We start from the raw sequence: 20316 nt of genomic DNA on the forward strand, positions 1-20316 counted from the left end.
TTGACTTGCGCTACTACTTCTGTAAATCTTACCGCTTCTTCTAACGGCACGATTACATGGAATGGATATAGCGCAGGAGTTAATCCAATTGCAGTAACTGCTCCGGGTAAATACTATGTAACAGCTAAGGCTACGAATGGATGTACTACCACTGATAGTGTAACGGTACAACAAAACATCTCCCCTGCTGCCAACGTACAAGCTTCAAACAATGGCCCGCTGACCTGTACAAAAACAACCGTACAAATCACTGGCTCCTCTACATCATCCGATGTAACCTATAAATGGAGCGGCCCATCCAATTATACAGCTACTACAGCACAGGCAAATGTAACAACTGCAGGGACCTATACCCTGGTGGTCACTAACACCCAAAACGGATGTACCGCCACCACCAATACCCCTGTCACTCAAAACATCACGCCACCAGCCAATATCCAGGCATCCAACGACGGCCCTCTCACCTGTCAAAAAACAAACGTGATCATCACCGGTACCTCCTCCACAAACGGAACTACCTTCAGATGGACAGGGCCTAACAACTTTGTCGCCAACACCGCATCAGCCATTGTAACTACATCAGGCACTTATACCCTGTCAGTTACCAATCCGGACAACGGCTGCGTAGCCACCACCAATACACCTGTTATAAGTAACACCACTCTACCGACTGCCGTTATCCTGCCACCAGCGACAAATCCTGATCCACTATCAGTAGACCTCCTGAGTGCACAAAGCGTTTCCAATGCCAACTACCAATGGTCATTAGTCTCCTCCGATAACAGCTGGTTGATACTCGACGGCGCTCAAACAGCCACCGTCCTCTATCAATCAGGCAATCCAGATATCAGTGGCATATTTACTTTACAGGTTACCGACAAATCCAATGGATGCCAGAATACTGCCACATACACATTGAACACTGTTTCCGCTGCTTTGCAACAAACAGCCGCTTCGCTTGAATACAACGCATATCCAAATCCATTTACTGATGAATTATCCATTACTTTCAAATCACCTGTAAATGGAAAAATATCAGTAGAGATCTACAGTAATATGCAGGGTAACAGAGAAAGCCTCCTGTTCAACGAATATGTAAAAGCTGGTGAAGTGCATAAACTAACATACAGATCAATTAGCCTCCCCGCCGGCCTGCACTATTGTGTTATCCGTGCGAATGGTAAAGTTTACACTAAAAAACTAATCCTTATCAGATAAAACCTATGAGCCTGTATCTAAAATTGAAGTCAATCCAAAAGGTTAAAAATTTTGGGGGTATTTCAAAAAGATACAGGCTCTTTCTATTACGGATCATTATAGAAAAAGGTATCGCGCCAACAACTTCTACCGAGATCATTCTATACTGGTCCACGATAGAAACAACTGTCGCACTAACAAATTCTAAGGACGTCTTTTTATGTATGACACATCCCCTTTATTCAACTAAATCCCTGGAAAATGAAATGTAACCTTCTATTATTATTCCTATGCCTCCTCTCTGTCAGCTGGATGTACAAACCCACCCAACGCGCAGATGTAATCGCCATGGATGAATTAGTAAGAGCAGAAGAAGGTGGCCCCAACGGCATCATCTCCTTCCTCCTGCTAAACGGAACAACAGCACCCAGCGATATCACCATCACCTACTCCGTCAATGCCACAGTATCAGATCCGGCCACCAACGGCGTAGACTACACCACCCTCTCTGGTACCATTATCCTCAAAGCCGGTTATTCAGAAGCACAACTGATCATTGACGTCAATGACGACCTCCTGATCGAAGGAGACGAAAGCATTGAAATCGGTCTGCTCTCCGCAACTGATGCCGACGGCATCAGTTATCTCGGTACACAAAGAACCTTAACCGCTAAACTGATCGATAACGACAACCGCCTGGCCATTACCAAAACTACCGATGGTAAAGAACTCGGCAACGGAAACGCCAGCAATGGTGAATTTAAAATCAGCCTTCCGGGAACACTTACTTTTAATGAAGACATCCTGGTGAAATATACCATTGACGGCGCCAGCTCTGCCACCGGAGGCGCCGGGACTAGCTTCGACTACAATAACACCAATATGACAGGCGAAATCAAGCTACCTGCTAATACTAACAGCATAGCACTCCCTGTCCATGTAAATGACGATTACATCGTTGAACCCACCGAAACCGTCCAGGTGACCCTGCAATCCACAAGCCTCTCCTCTTCAGGAGCAATGACTTTCTCTGCCAGCTCCTCCGCTGTTGTAAATATTGAAGATGACGATGTTAACATCCCTATCGGTATTCAGTCTACCACAAACGGTAAAGAACCCGGTGGCACCGGCAATGATGGTAGCTTCTCCATCGGATGGCCCAATGGCACTTATACTACAGGCTTTGTGCTCGTGAGATTCACCATTACCGGCACCGCCACTAACGGAACAGATTATACAACTATCACCCTTACTAAAAATATTCCCGCAGGTACCAGCAATGTTCCAATTGCTGTAACTGTTAAAGACGATAACCTGATCGAAGGTCCGGAAACCGTTATCCTCACTATCACTGCATTCTCTGTAGGCACAGGCGTACCAGCTCTCACCACAGGTACCAGCGTCGGCACTGTTACCATCGCTGATGATGATTTCATGGCTTCGCAACAATGGAAGTCAGCCAGCTACACAGGAACAGCAGTAAAGGCAGGTGACGTGATTACTTATTCCCTTCATGTGCGCAATACCGGGAATGTGGTGTTGAATAATGTAAAGATCACAGATACGGTTCCGGCTCATACTGTTTTTAAAAATGCAGATGAAAGTATATCTCCTGATGCGGTTGGCAAACTGACATGGACTATTCCTGCTATCGCCGTCGGCTCTACCATCACACGAAACTTTTCTGTAACTGTGGCAAATGATCTGACCGGCGTCACCAATATTACCAATACCGGCAATGTTGATAACGGCGATGGTACAGGCAATCATCCTACTACCCCACCAGATCCGTTAAATCCTAATGAGCCGCAATCCAATCCGGATCCTAACGATCCTTCTACCGATGTTCCCGTTGATAATGGTGGTAAACAATCTGTGAGCTGGAAAAGTACTGACTTCACAGGCATCGCCAAACCCGGCGACGAAATCGTTTATCATATTCATGTACGTAATACAGGACATGTGGCATTGACTAATGTGATCGTTACCGATGCCATTCCTGACTATACCGAATTCGTAAGTGCAGATGAAAGCATTACTCCTGTGAATGGTAAACTGACCTGGACCATTACTGATATTCCTGTCGGCGCCGCAGATGTGATCCGAAGTTTTACGGTACGTGTAGTAAATGACCTGACTGGTGCTACCAGCATTACAAATACCGCTGGTGTAGATGATGGCGATGGCAGTGGCGAACATCCGACTGTACCTCCGGATCCTTCCAATAATGATCATCCAAAATCCAATCCTGATCCTAACGATCCCTCTGTTGATATTCCGATAGACAATGCAAAAAAATCTCTCAACTGGAAAAGCGCTGCTTATACCGGAACTGGCTCAGGAGGCATGGTGAAGACAAATGATGAAATCACTTATACTATACACGTCAGGAATACTGGAAATGTCGAATTGAACAATGTGATCATCACCGATACAATACCGGCATATACCGTATTTGTAAGTGCCGATGAAGGCATTACTCCCGTGAATGGTAAACTAACATGGACCATCACTGATATTCCCGTTGGCACTGCGGATGTGACCAGAAGTTTTAAAGTGAAAGTGGCACAGGACCTCACGAATGCCGGGTACATCACTAACACTGGATATGTAGATAACGGCGATGGCTCAGGCGATCATCCGACTACGCCATCCACCACAGGTAATCCGAATGAACCTATGACGAACCCGGATCCAAATGATCCATCCACAGAAATTCCTGTAGATAATGGCAAACAATCCCTGAACTGGAAAAGCGCCACCTACACACCTACCGGACCTAAAGGCGGTGTGACTACCGGTGATGAAGTTACTTACACCATTCACATCCGCAACAATGGAAGTATTAAGCTCGTCAATGTAAAAATTACGGACACGATTCCTGCCTACACCGATTTTGTCAGTGCAGATGAAAATATTCAACCCGTTAATGATGTACTGATCTGGACCATTCCGGAAATAGCCGTGGGTGCACCCGATGTGACGAGAAGCTTTAAGGTAAAAGTAACTACCGATCTTACCGGTGCCACCTTTATTACCAATACTGCTGCCGTGGACAATGGCAATGGCAAAGAAGATCAGCCAACGATTCCTGCTGATCCCGGAGACAATGATAATCCGGCTACTAATCCGCCACCGGGACCGTCTACGAACATCTCTGTAGACACGGTGGTAAACTGGGTCACCTGGAAAGTAGCCACTCCTGCCAGTAAAAAAGATAAAGTAATGCCTGCTGAAGAACTCACCTATCAGATCTACATCAGAAACACGGGTAATACCGCCATTGAAAATATCAAAATAACGGATGCCGTTCCTCAGTATACTACCTACATCAGCGCTACTGCTAATGGTACCTATAGTGAAAGCGATAATGCTGTAGCCTGGAATATTCCTGCTATGCCTGTAGGCAGCACAGCAGAAGTATCTATGATTGTTAAAACGATTGATAATCTCGACAGCATTCCCGTCATTACCAATACCGCTACCGTTACGGATGGTACCAACTCAAAACCAACGGCAGGCTGCGATCCGGCAGTAGATGGCTGCAGCGGGGATCCCGGCACTAATATCGAAACAACCCCGGGAAAAACAATATTGTCTTTTGCCAATGCCATGAGTCCGAACGGAGATGGTAAGAATGATTTCTTTGTGATCAAAGGACTGGAAAAATACCCACCCGCTCCCCTATTCGTGTTCAACCGCTGGGGCGATATGGTGTTCCAGTCAAAAGCATATCACAATGAATGGGATGGTGCCGGATTAAGCGAAGGCGTATACTACTATAAACTGGATGTAGACGAAGGCGATGGAATAAAACAATATACAGGATGGGTCATCTTAAAAAGAAAATGATCATGCGTACACTGATAGTTTTTTTATTGTTAACAGGGGCGTTGCAATCAACTGCACAGCAGAATGTGCAGTTCAGTCAATACATTTTCAATGGCCTCAGTGTGAATCCTGCATATGCCGGATATAAAAATGCGTGGTACCTGAACACGATCTACAGACAACAATGGACGGGGTTACCCGGTGCGCCGCGAACGGCAGGCGTGTCATTTGATGGTCCGTTACGTCATGATAAAGACAAGGCAGGAATGGGTCTGGGTGTACAGTTAATGGCTGATATGTCAGGGCCACAACAGGCATATTCTCTTTATGCCTCCTACTCTTACCAGATTCCGCTGAATGCGAATCGCACACAACACCTGAGTTTCGGTCTGGGTGTTGGCGTGGCTCAATATCATCTGGATGGTGAAAGTCTTCAGTACTTTGATGCGGAAGACCCCACCTTCCCGGGTGGAGGTGTCAATGCCCTTACTCCTGATGCCCGCTTTGGTATTTATTATCATTCTCCTTCCTTTTTTATCAGTGTGTCTGCATTGGATCTCTTTAGCCAATACCTCACTGCTGACTATAAATGGAAAGGATATAATTATGAAAATATCCGGAAGACAACGCACCTCTACCTGTCAACCGGTTGTATGCTTTCTTTGTCAGAGCAGTTGCAGCTAAAGCCGTCAGTCATGGTCAAAGATGATCTGAAAGGTCCGACAAATATAGATTTCAATGCTATGCTGCTAATCGATCGTGCATTTTGGATAGGCGGTTCTTATCGTACTGCATTGCCGGTATGGCGTAAAGATCTGCCGACGGGTCTGGAGGCGAAAAATGCTGCCAGTGCACTTGTTGAATTTTATATTTCTGACAACTACAGGATCGGGTATGCATATGATCTGAATCTGAATGAGCTGGCCGATGCACAGGGAGGCTCGCATGAAATCTCGATAGGTATTTTATTCCGTCCTAAAAGGTACAGTGTATCAAGTCCACGGTATTTTTAAAATCAGAAAAGATGTTGCGTAAACTTATAGTATTGCTGTTTATCCCTTTATTCAGTTATGGGCAGGAAGATAAAAGCCTGATAGAACTGGGGGACGAAGCATTTGCAAGACAGGAATATGCAGATGCGGCCAAATTGTATGGTCAGTTAGCTGACAGGAAAGGGAAAAAGGCACCATTGGTCTTACTGGACAAAACAGCAAATTGTTATGTAGCAATGGCGAGGTTTGAAGAAGCGGGTTATTGGTATTTCAGGATGTTGCAGCATCCCGGTTGTCCTTCGGCAGTAAATATGTTGTATGGGGAAACACAGATGAATATGGAACATTACGACTCTGCTAAAAAATACATTGCATTGTATACTACATCGAATACAGATAGTATGCAATGGAAGAACAGACTATTGGCAGGTTGTGATAGTGGGGTGCTCTGGAAGAAAAGTTCGCACTTCATGGCATTAGAGAATATTAAGGAACTGAGCACGCCTGGTGCTGATTGGATCAGTGGTGTGGTAAAAGATGGATTGCTGCTGGTTTCTAACGGATACCGGAAAATGTTGCTGACTACAGGGTCAGAGCGTCATCCTGAGATTGATCCACGGGTAGATCAGCCATATTTCAAACCATATGTATTTAAACAATATCAGAAAGGAAGTAATGCCAATACTTACCTGGAAGAAGTGCTGCCGAAACTACTGGGGAAATTACCATATCATGTAGGTCCGGTATGTTTTAATAACAGGGAGGATACTGTCTATGTGACCTTAAATGCAGATGTGTTTCACAAAACGAAAAAGGGGCCGATAAACGGGCAGCGTTTAATGTCGCTGTTCTGGGCTTTTAAGAAAGGTGATACATGGTCTGCACTTGCACCTGTTACTGAATTAAATGCACCGGGCAGTTATACGGGTAATGTCGTAATTAGTGGTCAGATACTTTACCTTGTATCAGACAGACCGGGTGGAGTGGGGAAGACAGATATATGGTATAGTGAGCGGAAGGCAAATGGAACGTGGGGGATGCCAAGGAACTGTGGGAATGTTATCAATACATCATCAGAAGAGACCTTTCCTACTGTCAATGAACCGGGGGTGCTTTATTTTTCAAGTAAAGGACATATTGGAATTGGTGGTTTTGATATTTTTCGTGCAGTGGGCAGTGGTGCTGAATGGAGTGAACCCGTGAACCTGAAAATGCCTTTTAATTCAGGTGGTGATGATCTGGGATTTATTATGAAGGACAATTACTATGAAGGTTATTTTGCGTCGAACAGGAATGGAGGGAATGGAGGGGATGATGTTTATCATTTTATGGATACGCATGTGACAGAGAAATTGGAGAATAAGCCGGAGGTGGCGGTGCAGAAGATGGTTGTACCAGAGCGGGGTGTACCAGAGGTGATTGTTCCAGAGATGACTGTTCCGGAGCTGGCAAAGGTGGAGACACCTTCATCTCCGCGAAAAACGCTTAGTGGGGAGGATAGTGCTGTTATTGATAAACTTGAACACATGTGCTTTTATTATGATTATAACAGTGCGATCCTGCTGACTAGTTCAAGAGAACTGCTGGACAGGGTAGCGAATGTGCTCAGGAATTATCCGCAATGGAAATTGATGGTACGGTCTTATACGGATAGTAGGGGTAGCAATGATTATAATATGGATCTGTCGGCTTTGAGATGTTATGCTGTGATTGATTACCTGATTAAAAGTGGGGTATCGCCAAAGAATCTTTATTATGAAAATCTTGGGGAGCAGGAGTTGGTAAATCCGTGTGCGGATGGGGTGCCTTGTGGGGAGGAGGAGCATAGGAGAAACAGGCGGTCGACGTTGAAGGTGTATTATTGAAGTTTAACACAAAAGAGGAAGCAAGCTTCCTCTTTTGTGTTAAATAGCGACTTAGTTACTGGAAACCGTTATAATCAATTAGCCCGGTGGCGATTATTTTTGTTGTGTCTTTTTTACAACCGGCCAAAATGATAATGAGTAGTGATGTTTATTATTCAGGATGTGTGTTTTTTCTAAATAATAAAATACTGGTCACGATCATGTAAACGACTGTCAGACCGTGGATAAGCAGGTGTTGGATGTCTTTTGCACCATTGGTCATCAAGACAATACAAAAGTCATTAGCCGGTATGATGATGGCAGCTGTTAAAGCCAATGCAGCAGATCGGCGCATTTTCAGGAATAGAAATGGGAGTAGCATTAGTCCGGAAAAGATGTCGCGTATGCCCTTTATTCTTCCGTATGGCAGGTCTTCAACACCCGATATAGGAATTCCAAAACCATTGGCACCTACGGAAGGTGCTATTATAAATCTGCCGCCGATGAAGATGATTCCTGCTGCCAGTAAGAGTGTCATCCAATAAGATGCTGAATTAAATCCCCAGTTTTTGTTTGTTTTCATTGTGTTATGAATTAATAACACAAAATTGAAGCATTAGCGGATCCTTTTCATGCACCTGGGTTAATAAATAAGTCGCTTGCGGATCCGGCTTAAAGATTGGGGTTTGACACCTACATAAGAAGCGATATAATATTGGGGGATACGCTGCGCAATGTCAAAATAAGTCTGAACAAACTTTTGATAGCGTGCCTGGGGTTTATCGTTGTATAATGAGGATAATTGTGCTACCGCATTGATATAAACCTGTTCTATGGCTAAACGTCCGAACCTTTCACCCTGAGGAACCTGCTGATAGAACTTTTGCAGATCATCATAGCTGATCACCCAGGCGGTTGTTGTTTCTAAAGCCTGTATATTCGTAATTGCAGGTATTTTTGGTAGGAAGCTGGGATAGTCGCACACCCACTCCCCTTCTTTATTAAAATAGAAGGTTTGCTCTTCGCCGTTATTCCTCAGGTAATATCTTACTATTCCTTTTTCGATGAATACTACACGGCGGCAAATTTGGCCTTCCTGTAAGATATGCTCATCTTTATCTATCACTATTTTTTGAAATAGGCTATTGATGATTTTTTCATCTGCGGGAGATAGTGGCACAATAGATTTGATATTTTCGATAAGCAGGTTCATCTGAATTATTTACGTGGTTATAAATTTACACATTTTCCCTGTAGGCGCTAATAGATAGAAAATTGTTAACTTCCGACTGATGAACGAATCCGAAATATTAGTTGGTTTTCATATCAGAAGGGCGCATTACGATACTTACCTTCAGGCAAATGATATTCATTTATACACTTGCCCTGGGTGTGGGTTCCCTACGCTTACAGCGAGGGGTGAATTTGATATATGCAGCATCTGTAATTGGGAAGATGATGGACAGGATGACCATGCGAAGAGTATTTTAGAAGGATTGCAAACTGAAGGGGTTTTCATTTCAGGGCCGAATGGCAATTTGTCTTTGACGGCGAATAGGATTAATATTGGTCGTATGCTGGAAAGCAATATTGAACTGATTGATGGGGAGGTTGATTTCGATACGGCAAGGGTGTTGCGGACAATTGAATTTTATGAGCGGCGCAGGCAGGATATAGAAGATAGAATGACGGGAGACGAACTACCGCAGGACCATATCTGGATAGAATGGAAAGAGGTAAGTAAAGATCTGCTGGCGGCGCTGGTGGTGCCGAAGTTGTGATGGAGGTGTGGGGAGGCAACTTACCGAATTTTTTGATGAAATAACGCAATGGCCCTACACATATCATTATTCTTACCAATATGGGAAAAGTGGTTTCCCCTTCCATACCAGACAACACCGGGTATTATTATAAGCTAAAAAAGTACTACTATTAAATGTCATAATAAATATTCACTACACCCCAAAATATATCCAGATAAAATCATAGTAGCTAAGGAGAAAGGTGGTTAAAACGCAAAAATGAAGTGGAATACCCATCTCGCATGCTGGCTAAAAAAGTATTTTTTTTAGATAAACAAGTATTATCATGAATTGATTAAGAAGTTATAGATTTGTTAACATAAATATTCCACTATATGAAACTAAACTTTAGAATCACCCTATCACAACATTTTCCACAAAACATCAAAAAGAAAGCGAGTTAATCAAACTGGCATTTCATTATTACTACTAATTGACTGTATCACCAGATACAGCGATGGGGGCATTTTATCTGTCAGTCAAAAAAAGATTAGACACATTTTTCTACATCAAACATGTACACAATACATGTTAATATAATCAAACTATGCAAAAAGTCTTACTATTTGTAGTGTTGATTGCATTAATGATTTCAAATCCAGGCACTCTCCGGGCTCAAAACAATCCACGGGTCATTAAGGGGACTATTTCAGACAATAAAGGATTAAAGTTGCCTGGAGCGACGATCGTTGTGAAAAACAACACCAAAATTTCCACGATGACTGACGGTAACGGTCAGTTCACCATCTCTGTACCAGAGCAGGAAAAAACCTTGCTGGTTTCATTCATCGGAATGAAACCTCAGGAAATTAATATCGGTAACAAGACTACTCTGAATGTAGTATTGGAATACACCAGTACTACTCTGAGCGATGTCGTTGTGATCGGTTATGGTACACAGAAAAAATCTGATGTGAATGGTGCTATCAGCTCTATTAAAAGCGACCAGATCGCGAACATTCCACAGGTAAGTATGGACCAGATCTTACAAGGTAAAATTTCTGGTGTCACCATCACACAAAACAGTGGTGCTCCCGGAAGCGAAACTTCTGTGAACATCAGGGGTATCACTTCTTTAAGTTTATCCAATGAGCCGCTGTATGTGATCGATGGTGTACCTATCTCTGGCGATGCTACCAACTCAAGTACAAGTGGTCGCACAGTACAGTTAAGCAGTGCGGGCAATGATGCTGCCAGTGGTAGAGCGGTAAGCCCGCTGGCCATGATCAACCCCAGCGATATCGAGTCTATCGATGTGCTGAAAGACGCTTCTGCAACCGCCATTTATGGTGCAAGAGCTTCTAATGGTGTGATCATCGTTACGACCAAGAGAGGTAAAGCTGGTACCGCAAGAGTAGCCTATGATGGATTCTATGGTGTGCAGGAACAGGGAAAGTTCCTGGATATGATGAACCTGAGACAATATGCCAAATTCCAGAATGTACTGGCGGATCTGGCAGGTACTACACGGAGAGGAGAATTTGCCAACCCTGACTTACTGGGTGAAGGGACCAACTGGCAGGATGCGATCTTCAGATCTGCTCCTATGCAAAGTCACCAGTTATCTGTATCAGGGGCGAAGGATGGTACCGATTATTATATCTCCGGTGGCTATCTGAACCAGGAAGGGACTATTATCGGTAATGACTTTAACCGCTATACTTTCAGAACAAATGTGAACAGCCAGGTAAAACCGTGGTTTAAAGCCGGTACTGCTATGAATGCCAGCCGTAGTGAACAACACGCTACGCTGGGCGATAATACCGGTATTATTTATAACGCATTGCTCAATGCTCCAGATCAGCCTGTATATAATGCGGATGGTTCCTATGCCGGACCTTCCAGTACGACAGAAGGTACGATCAACCCTGTAGCGCAGGCCATGAGTATCACCAACAACCTTGTCCGCTATAATATCAATGCTACCCTTTACGCCGATATGAAACTCTACAAAGATCTGACCCTGAGATCAGAATTAAATGGAGACTTCAACTGGTCAAATGCGAAAGTATACTTACCTACCTATAAATGGGGTGCCTATACAAATGAAACCGCACAGCTGACTGAATACATGGCTAATTCTCAATATTGGGGCTGGAAGGAATACCTCACCTATGCACATCAATTCGGCACAAAACATAGCGTGACGGCTATGTTAGGGCATGAAGTGACGAAGTCTACCTGGGGTGGTGTGACTGCCAGCATCAAAGGTTTTGTAGCCGGGGATGACGACAACAACCAGACCCTGGGGAATGGTACTGCCTCTACCGCTACTGTAGGTGAATATAAGGGGCAGCAAACCATGGAGTCTTTCTTTGCGCGTGGTATCTATACTTATGATAACAAATATAGCCTGACTGCCACAGTCCGTTCTGACAGATCCTCCAAATTTGCAGATGGTCACCAGACAGGGTATTTCCCTTCTTTCGCTGCATCATGGAGAATTTCTGAAGAACCTTTCATGACTAAAGTAAAAGAGGTGGCTGACAACATCAAAATCCGTGTAGGATATGGTGAAGTCGGTAACCAGAATGTGGCCAACTATAAATACGGCGCTGCACTTGCCACCGTGAGCACTGGTCTGGGTACCGGGTTCCTGGTAGATAAAGTGGAAAACGTAAAACTGACATGGGAAGCTGCACAACAAACTGATGCAGGTATTGACTTTAGCCTGCTTAGAGGCCGGGTAGATGTGATCTTTGACTACTTCTACAAGACATCCAAGAACTTCATCTTCCAACAGGCGTTGCCCGGTTATGTGTTAGGCGGTACTGCTGAATATTCCAGTGGTGCTGTGGTAGGTGCTCCATACATCAATGGAGGTAAAATCAGCAACAGAGGTTTTGACTTTACAATCACTACCCATAATATCAATAAGAAAGACTTTACCTGGAATACCACTGTGACCTTCTCTCACTTCAAAAACAAGGTCGAATCTCTGGCCGCCGGTACACCTTATATCGACAAGAGTATTACAGTCAGTTACCTGAGCTTACCCGCTACCCGTACCATCGAAGGTGGAGAAGTAGGTGCATTTTATGGATATAAAACAAAAGGTATCTTCAAAACTGCCGAGCAGTTGAAAAATGCACCGTTACAGTTTGGCAGAAGTGTTGAAAATGCAAGCGGTGGTACCTGGTTAGGTGATATTCAATACGTAGATGTAAATGGTGATGGTGTGATTAACTCAAGTGATCAAACTATATTGGGAAGTCCTAATCCTACGTTCACTTATGGTATTACCAACACCTTCTCTTATAAAGGATTTGACCTGTCTATCTTCCTGAATGGTTCTTATGGTGGTAAAATTCTGAATGCGCTGAAATATTCAACAGCGGGATTATCTTCTCTGTATCAGAACCAAATGGCTTATACGGCTAACTTCTGGTCCGAAGAAAATCCAAATTCAGACATCCCTGCCCCAAGGATCGGGGATAATCCAAACTTATACAACTCTGATCGCTTCATTGAAAGCGCTTCTTATCTGAAGATACAGAACGTAATGCTGGGATATACATTGCCTTCTGAGTGGGTGAAAAGGGCGAGATTTAGCAAGGCTAAATTCTATGTAAGCGGACAAAACCTATACACTTTCACGAACTACTCAGGTCTGGATCCGGAAGTAGGTCAGAACAACCAAAGTGTATTCCTTCGCAACGTAGACCTTGGCCGGTATCCAGCTGCCCGCACGATCACTTTTGGTGTCAATGCAGAGTTTTAATCTAATTAAACTAAGTTAAAATGAAAACAATCATATCACTGCTAACTGTATTTTTATTGACGAGTTGCAGTAAAGATTTTTTCAATGGTACACCTCAGGATGGTGTAACCGTAGATGCCTACTATAAAACAGACGCCCAGGTAACCGCCAGTACAAATGCTTTATATAGTGTGCCCTGGTTTGGATGGGTGGGAAAAGCAGGATTGGGCATCTCTGAATTGTCTTCTGGTAATGCACGTTCTTATTCCTCCGATGTGATCAACTTTCAGGACTGGACGGCGACTAATGTGAATGCAGAAGTGGTAAACGCCTGGAACTCCCTTTTTACAGTAGTGGCACAGTGTAATGCTGTGATCAAAAACCTGAATGAAAAGGCGTCTTCTTCTGTAAGTACAGATGTGCTGAACAATGCGCTGGGCGAAGCTCACCTGATGAGGGCACTGGCTTACTTTCACCTGGTGCGCATCTTCGGTGCAGTACCTATTATAGAAGATTATACAGAATATATCAGTAACTACAAGGTGCATCGCAACCTGGTAACAGATGTCTACAAATTCATACTGATAGATCTTGAATTTGCAGAAAAGAACTGTTATACTATGACAAGAAGCTCTTCCTATTCTTCACAGGGAAGGGTATCCAGCGGCTCCGCCAGTGCCCTGATGGCCAAGGTATACCTATACATGCAGGATTATACCAACGCCCGTGCCAAGGCAGAAAAAGTGATCAGTAGCGGTGAATTCCGGTTGTATGGTGCGGATGTAACCGGCGTTACCTTCAACGACCTGTTCAAAACTGCGAATAACAACAACGAAGAATCTGTGATTCAACTGCAATGGGCTACGAATGCTACCTATGGACAAGCGAACCCCGCACAGTCCCTGTTGGCCTACACGACTACTATCTCCGGTTTTGGCGATGGATGGGGCGTGCTCTCACCCACCTTCGATCTGCTCGATATGTATGATGACGGAGATGCACGTAAACATGCTACTGTGATGGTGCCTGGTGATACTTACAGTGAAATACATTCTTCCGATGGTGGATTTACCGTAGGTTCAGATTGTAATCCTGGTGGCACACACACCGGTACGAAAAAATATGTAGTAGGGAATGCAAGTGATAATGGTGGTGTAGGTGGTTCACAGGCCATGCCCAACAATACTTACATGATGCGTTACTCCGATGTATTGCTGATCTACGCTGAGGCTATTATGGCCGGTGCATCCTCTTCTTCAGACGCTACTGCGCTGGCAGCATTGAATAAGGTACGTAACAGGTCCGGATTGACAAGTCTGACCCAGATCAAAAGAGGATATTACACGGCTAATGCCGCTTACAATGCAACTACTAATCCCAATGCGCCCACCACATTATACAGAGATGATATCCTGGATGAGCGCAGAAGAGAGTTTGCTTTTGAAGATGATTTCTGGTATGACCTGGGGCGTATAGATGGTTACAATGCCACGGCTCACCCACTTGCTATCCTGCTGATCAAACAGCAGGACAGAGGCACTTCAGATAACAGTACGGTTCCTGTTCGTTATGGTAATGGTTATTTAACACCAACGAATGACGACTTCCTGTTCCCGATCCCTGCTGTGGAAATCACGGCTAATCCATTACTGTCAGAAGCGCCAGTAGCTTATGACTTTTAAAGAATAAAAACATGAAAAATACTATTGTTTTTACCTTATTAATGCTTTTCGTGTTCGCATCCTGTAAAAAGGAAGAGGATTCATCTGCACCCGTGATCACCCGCATCAGAACACTTAGCAAGACAGATACGGTCACTGTTACCAAACAAGTGACATTAGATTCGTCTGTTACGACCACTTCATCTATGGTGGTAGCTGCTGATTCTACTATTACTTCCGGTTCTATCAGTAATCAATATGGGATCGTAGGTCAGCACCTGAAAACGACAATGAAGATCTACATCAATGGGGTGAGTATCTATTTCAATCCAACATTGGTTACAGATGAGCTGATCATATTTACCATTCCTACTACAGTATCTTATAGTACAAGTACGACTACCAACAAGATCACTGTTGTAACCATGCATGGTAGTGTGGATTATGATTTCACTGTCGCTCAACCGGCTGCCGTGATCAGTAGCTTTACACCTGCTGCGGGAGATGCCGGCACAGAGGTAACCATCACAGGTACTTATTTTGACAATTTAACCGGGGTGAAATTTGGCGATGTAACGGCAGAAATTGTTTCTTCCACTTCTACCCAGATCGTTGTCAAAGTACCGGATGGTATCGTGCAGGAATATATTTATGTCACTACACCGGGAGGTACTTCATCCTCTGCCACCAAATTCGGTTTCCAACATATCATTTATGATGATGCTTTGGCTGCGAACTGGGCTGACTGGAGCTGGAGTGTAAACAATGATTTTGCCAATACATCTCCTGTAAAACGTGGTACCTATTCTATAAAGGCGGCCTTTACTTCCGGCTGGGGAGGGGTATCTCTCGCTAACACCGGTTCTGCCAAAGACCTGAGTTCCTGTACCGCATTGAAGATATCCATTTATGGTGGTGCTGATACGGATGGGAATACCGTAAATATCGTGGTGAACAGTGATTATAGCAATGTTAAAACATTGACGCTGACAGCCGGTAAATGGACAGACTATACCGTATTATTAACAGAGGTTGGGTCTCCTACTACGCTGACATCACTGGTGATACAGGAATCCAGTGGTACAGCAGAGACCATCTATCTCGATGATATTGGCTTCCTGTAATTGTAGCATAACAGAAAGGGTGTATTCTGGTAAGAATACATCCTTTTTTGTACCGGCCAGGATGGTGTAGTATTATCAAAGAATTAATCATACAAAGGTCCTCACACCCATAGAAGAAGTGTATTCCTGTCTGAACTCTTTGGGTGTACAACCTTTTTTCTTTTTAAATATCCTGTTGAAGTTAGAGATGTTGTTGAAACCACTTTTATAGGCGATCTCACTAATAGTATGCGTTGTGTCGATCAGCATGCGGGAAGCATGTCCTAAACGAATCTCCAACAGGGTATCTACAAAGGTCTGACCGATCTTCATCTTAAAGAAACGGCTGAAGGCAACATTGGTCATAGCTGCAATCTTCGCAGCTTCTCTGAGTGTGACGTTCTTGTCGAAATTCTCATTCAGGTATTTCATGATCTTTTCGATACGACGGCTATTGTAGGCAAGGGTCTCAACAGGCACGAAACCTGAATCAGACAGGATCCGCATATTCCGGGAAGTAGACAGGTCATGCAGGATAGACATCAGTTCAAGTACAGAGTCAAATCCATGTTTTTTGGGTAACTGAACAAGCCGGGGCATAATCATCCTGGTAGTCTCTTTAGAGAAAAGGATACCCCGCAAAGAACGTTCAAACATGTTGCGGATAAAGTTCATCTGATTACGCTGAAGGAACTTTGCATCGAACAGGTCGCGGTGGAATTGTATGGTGATCTCTGTAAGCTGACCTCCCATAAAATGATGATTGAACCATCCATGATGAAGATTAGGTCCAACCAGTACTAATTCAAGCTCACCTATTTCTTCTATATGATCACCAATGATCCTTTTGGCACCGGCGGCATTTTGAATAAAATTCAATTCAAATTCTTCGTGGTAATGTAGGGGGAAATCGAATTCTTTTTTCTCTCTTGAAAAGAGGGTAAAACAGTCGCTTTGTGTGAGTGGTGTAATTTCTCTTAATAAATGCTCTTTCATGAATAATAAAGTATTACTTCAACATAAACAGTAAACATTTGAAATTTAGATACTTGTGGGTTAAATAAAATAATTCGACTGTTTAAGTATAATAAATAGATAAAAGAGTATTAAAGAAGAGTTAAAAATAACAGCAATTTTGTATAATATTATTAAACGTTATGAGCATTTAATCCGCAATTAAGAATTCCACTTGCTTAATTTAAAATCACTTTAAGATGCTAAAAAATATTTGTAGTATGATGATTGGTCTGGCATTTTCAGCGCATGCATTTGCGCAGGATTTTCCGGCTGATAAACAGGCTACACTGGAAACGGTTAATCTATACAGGAACCTGAAAAAACTGCCGGAAAAAGGATATCTTTTCGGCCACCAGGATGACCTGGCCTATGGGGTGAACTGGCGATATAAATCAGGTGCCAGTGATGTGAAAGAAGTGACCGGAGATTATCCGGCACTGTATGGCTGGGACCTGGGTGGTATAGAATCGGGAAAAGACGCTAACCTCGATCAGGTACCCTTCAAAAAGATCCGTAAGTATATCCAGGAAGCATATGAAAGAGGAGGTGTTTCCACCATCAGCTGGCATGTTACAAGTCCCATTGGAGCAGAAAAAGGTGCGTGGGATACAACGCATGGTACGGTGCGGGCTATACTTCCCGGTGGCGCCGAACATGCGAAATACAAAGAATGGCTGGATAATGTAGCTGCCTTTTTAGCTTCCCTGAAAGGTAAAAAAGGAGAAGCGATCCCTATCTTATTCCGCCCCTATCATGAGCTGACCGGCACCTGGTTCTGGTGGGGACAAAATGCCTGTTCTGCAGACGAATTCATTACGCTATGGCGTTTCACCATTTACTATCTGCAGCAGGTAAAACAATTACACAACTTATTGTACGTATACAATACCGGCGGTGAATTTACCAGAGAACAATTCCTTTCCAGGTATCCGGGTGATGATATGGTGGACGTTGTCAGCTTTGATACCTATCAATGGGATGATCCTGCTACCAGCAACAATTTTATGAAACAGACCAATGCGCAGCTGGCGATATTGGAAACCATCGCGAAAGAAAAGAACAAAATCTCAGCATTGGCAGAGACGGGATATGAAGCGGTTCCTTATGCACAATGGTGGACCAAAACACTGACGGATGCGATTGGGGATCATCACATTGCCTATACCCTACTCTGGCGTAACCATGGTTACAACGAATGGATGAAAAAGATGCATTACTATGTACCTTTCAAAGGACAGGTATCTGCTGACGACTTTATAATTTATTATAACCAGGATAGAACGCTGTTCCAGAAAGATGCGGCTGCACTGTCCCTATACAAGTAATGCATGAGATTAACATTTATTGATCTTGCAATCATCATTCTCTATCTGATCACAATGGTGATGATCGGATGGTTTTTACGAAAGAAGGCAAGAGAAAACAAAGAAAGTTATTTAATGGGAGGCAAGAAATTGCCGTGGTATATGTTAGGTTTAAGCGATGCTTCTGATATGTTCGATATTAGTGGCACGATGTGGATGGTCTCCCTCTGTTTTGTTTATGGGATGAAGAGTATCTGGATACCCTGGTTATGGCCGGTTTTCAACCAGGTATTTAATATGATGTTCCTGGCTAAATGGTTACGACGTTCCAATGCAAACACCGGTGCTGAATGGCTGGCCACCCGCTTTGGTCTGAAGGGCAAAGGTGTAAAAGGTTCTCACAGCGTGGTGGTGGCGTTTGCGCTGATTGGCTGTCTGGGATTCCTTGCCTATGGCTTTGTAGGATTAGGAAAATTCATCGAGATATTTTTACCCTGGCATCTTGTACAGCCCTATCTTCCATTTACCATACCGCCCGCTTATGTCGCTCATTTTTATGGGATTATTTTCACGCTCTTTGCGATGTTCTACTCCGTGTTGGGAGGCATGCATAGCATCGTGTTGAGTGATGTGATTAAATATGTGATCATGACGGTGGGCTGTATCGCTATCGCGGTGATAGCTATGTTGCACCTGCATCGTCCTGGGGTCGTGCTGAACGTACCGGGTGGCTGGGAAAATCCACTCTTTGGCTGGAAACTGGACCTTGACTGGTCTAATATCATCGCCGAGGCTAATAAAAAGATATCAGATGATGGGTATAGTCTGTTTGGTCTCTTCTTCATGATGATGATATTCAAAGGGATTTTCGCCAGTCTGGCAGGCCCTGCGCCTAACTATGATATGCAGAAAGTCTTATCATCCCGATCACCTAAAGACGCTTCTAAAATGACAGGTTTTGTATCTATCATTTTATTGCCGGTACGATATTCTCTCATCATCGGGCTCACAGTACTGTCATTGTTGTACTATCATCAACTGGATATTACTTCATCAACAGGCGTAGATTTTGAGCGGATCTTACCTTCTGCCATCAATACTTTTCTGCCGGCGGGTATATTGGGGATAGTACTGACAGGACTATTAGGCGCCTTTATGGGTACGTTTTCCGGAACTCTGAATGCTGCACAGGCGTATATCGTGAATGATATATACCTGAAGTATGTAAATCCACATGCCTCTACCAAAAAGATCATCTCCATGAATTACATCGTAGGGATACTGACTGTAGCGGTGAGTATAGTGCTGGGATTTTTTGCAAAGGATGTGAATAGCATTCTGCAATGGATAGTAGGCGCATTATACGGTGGATATATTGCTGCTAACATGCTCAAATGGTATTGGTGGCGCTTTAATGCGGGCGGGTTTTTCTGGGGAATGATCTGTGGTATCGTTGCAGCTTTGATATTCCCTTTAATTTTCAAAGGGCTGCCTTTGTACAACTGGCCACTTTTATTCGTCATTTCGCTGACTGGCTGCATCATTGGTACCTATGCAACTCCTCCTACAGATACAGAAACATTAAAATCATTCTATCGTACTGTAAAGCCCTGGGGGTTCTGGAAACCGATACATGAAATGGTAATCAAAGATGACCCGACATTCGTAGCTAACCGGCGCTTTAAGCTGGATATGTTCAATGTAGTGTTGGGTATCATCGCTCAATCCTGCCTGACCATACTTCCAATGTATGTCGTATTGTGGTTAAAACTGCCACTGCTGTTAACTGTTTGTGTACTGATAGTGGTGAGCTTTATACTCAAACGTACCTGGTGGGATAAACTGGAAAATTAACTAGTAACCGG

General features: G+C 43.6%; 13 protein-coding genes. 10 read left to right on the plus strand and 3 right to left on the minus strand.

Annotated elements, in window-relative coordinates:
- The 4 genes from BW716_RS39105 to BW716_RS39120 all read left to right on the plus strand — a co-directional run.
- A partial coding sequence (locus tag BW716_RS39105) for a T9SS type A sorting domain-containing protein (protein ID WP_179091303.1) occupies window positions 1-1218 on the plus strand: 1218 nt, incomplete at its 5' end.
- A 240-nt stretch (window positions 1219-1458) separates the two neighbouring features.
- The gene (locus BW716_RS39110) at window positions 1459-5049 is read left to right on the plus strand and encodes a gliding motility-associated C-terminal domain-containing protein (protein WP_083729223.1); all 3591 of its coding nucleotides are present in this window, start codon (window positions 1459-1461) and stop codon (window positions 5047-5049) included.
- A gap of 2 nt (window positions 5050-5051) precedes the next feature.
- Window positions 5052-6041: a type IX secretion system membrane protein PorP/SprF gene (locus BW716_RS39115; RefSeq protein ID WP_179091304.1), complete on the plus strand. Its 990-nt coding sequence runs from the start codon at window positions 5052-5054 to the stop codon at window positions 6039-6041.
- Between the two features lie 11 nt (window positions 6042-6052).
- The gene (locus BW716_RS39120) at window positions 6053-7885 is read left to right on the plus strand and encodes an OmpA family protein (RefSeq protein WP_083729227.1); all 1833 of its coding nucleotides are present in this window, start codon (window positions 6053-6055) and stop codon (window positions 7883-7885) included.
- A 151-nt stretch (window positions 7886-8036) separates the two neighbouring features.
- On the opposite strand, the gene BW716_RS39125 is transcribed toward BW716_RS39120, so the two are convergent.
- Window positions 8037-8447 (minus strand): DUF4267 domain-containing protein, encoded by a 411-nt coding sequence (locus BW716_RS39125; protein ID WP_083729229.1) that lies wholly within the window; start codon window positions 8445-8447, stop codon window positions 8037-8039.
- A gap of 60 nt (window positions 8448-8507) precedes the next feature.
- Entirely contained in the window at window positions 8508-9077 is a 570-nt protein-coding gene (locus BW716_RS39130; protein WP_083729231.1) for a Crp/Fnr family transcriptional regulator, read from the minus strand.
- A 79-nt stretch (window positions 9078-9156) separates the two neighbouring features.
- On the opposite strand from BW716_RS39130, the gene BW716_RS39135 reads away from it, so the two are divergent.
- From BW716_RS39135 to BW716_RS39150, 4 genes are all read left to right on the plus strand, one after another.
- A complete protein-coding gene (locus BW716_RS39135) occupies window positions 9157-9645 on the plus strand; it encodes a CPCC family cysteine-rich protein (protein ID WP_083729233.1) in 489 nt (162 codons plus the stop codon).
- Window positions 9646-10213: 568 nt separating this feature from the next.
- Window positions 10214-13387: a TonB-dependent receptor gene (locus BW716_RS39140; protein WP_083729235.1), complete on the plus strand. Its 3174-nt coding sequence runs from the start codon at window positions 10214-10216 to the stop codon at window positions 13385-13387.
- Window positions 13388-13407: 20 nt separating this feature from the next.
- Window positions 13408-15048, plus strand: a complete 1641-nt coding sequence (locus BW716_RS39145) for a RagB/SusD family nutrient uptake outer membrane protein (RefSeq protein WP_083729237.1) — start codon at window positions 13408-13410, stop codon at window positions 15046-15048.
- An 11-nt stretch (window positions 15049-15059) separates the two neighbouring features.
- On the plus strand, window positions 15060-16151 hold the full coding sequence (locus BW716_RS39150) for an IPT/TIG domain-containing protein (RefSeq protein WP_083729239.1): 1092 nt from the start codon (window positions 15060-15062) through the stop codon (window positions 16149-16151).
- A gap of 87 nt (window positions 16152-16238) precedes the next feature.
- On the opposite strand, the gene BW716_RS39155 is transcribed toward BW716_RS39150, so the two are convergent.
- Window positions 16239-17126: an AraC family transcriptional regulator gene (locus tag BW716_RS39155; RefSeq protein ID WP_083729241.1), complete on the minus strand. Its 888-nt coding sequence runs from the start codon at window positions 17124-17126 to the stop codon at window positions 16239-16241.
- Between the two features lie 218 nt (window positions 17127-17344).
- Between BW716_RS39155 and BW716_RS39160 the strand changes: the two genes are divergently transcribed.
- Window positions 17345-18472 (plus strand): glycoside hydrolase family 26 protein, encoded by a 1128-nt coding sequence (locus tag BW716_RS39160; protein WP_083729243.1) that lies wholly within the window; start codon window positions 17345-17347, stop codon window positions 18470-18472.
- A gap of 3 nt (window positions 18473-18475) precedes the next feature.
- On the plus strand, window positions 18476-20305 hold the full coding sequence (locus tag BW716_RS39165) for a sodium:solute symporter family protein (RefSeq protein WP_083729245.1): 1830 nt from the start codon (window positions 18476-18478) through the stop codon (window positions 20303-20305).
- The last annotated feature ends 11 nt before the right edge of the window (window positions 20306-20316 follow it).

Origin of the sequence: [Flexibacter] sp. ATCC 35208, assembly GCF_001975825.1 — a bacterium.
GTDB lineage: Bacteria > Bacteroidota > Bacteroidia > Chitinophagales > Chitinophagaceae > Chitinophaga.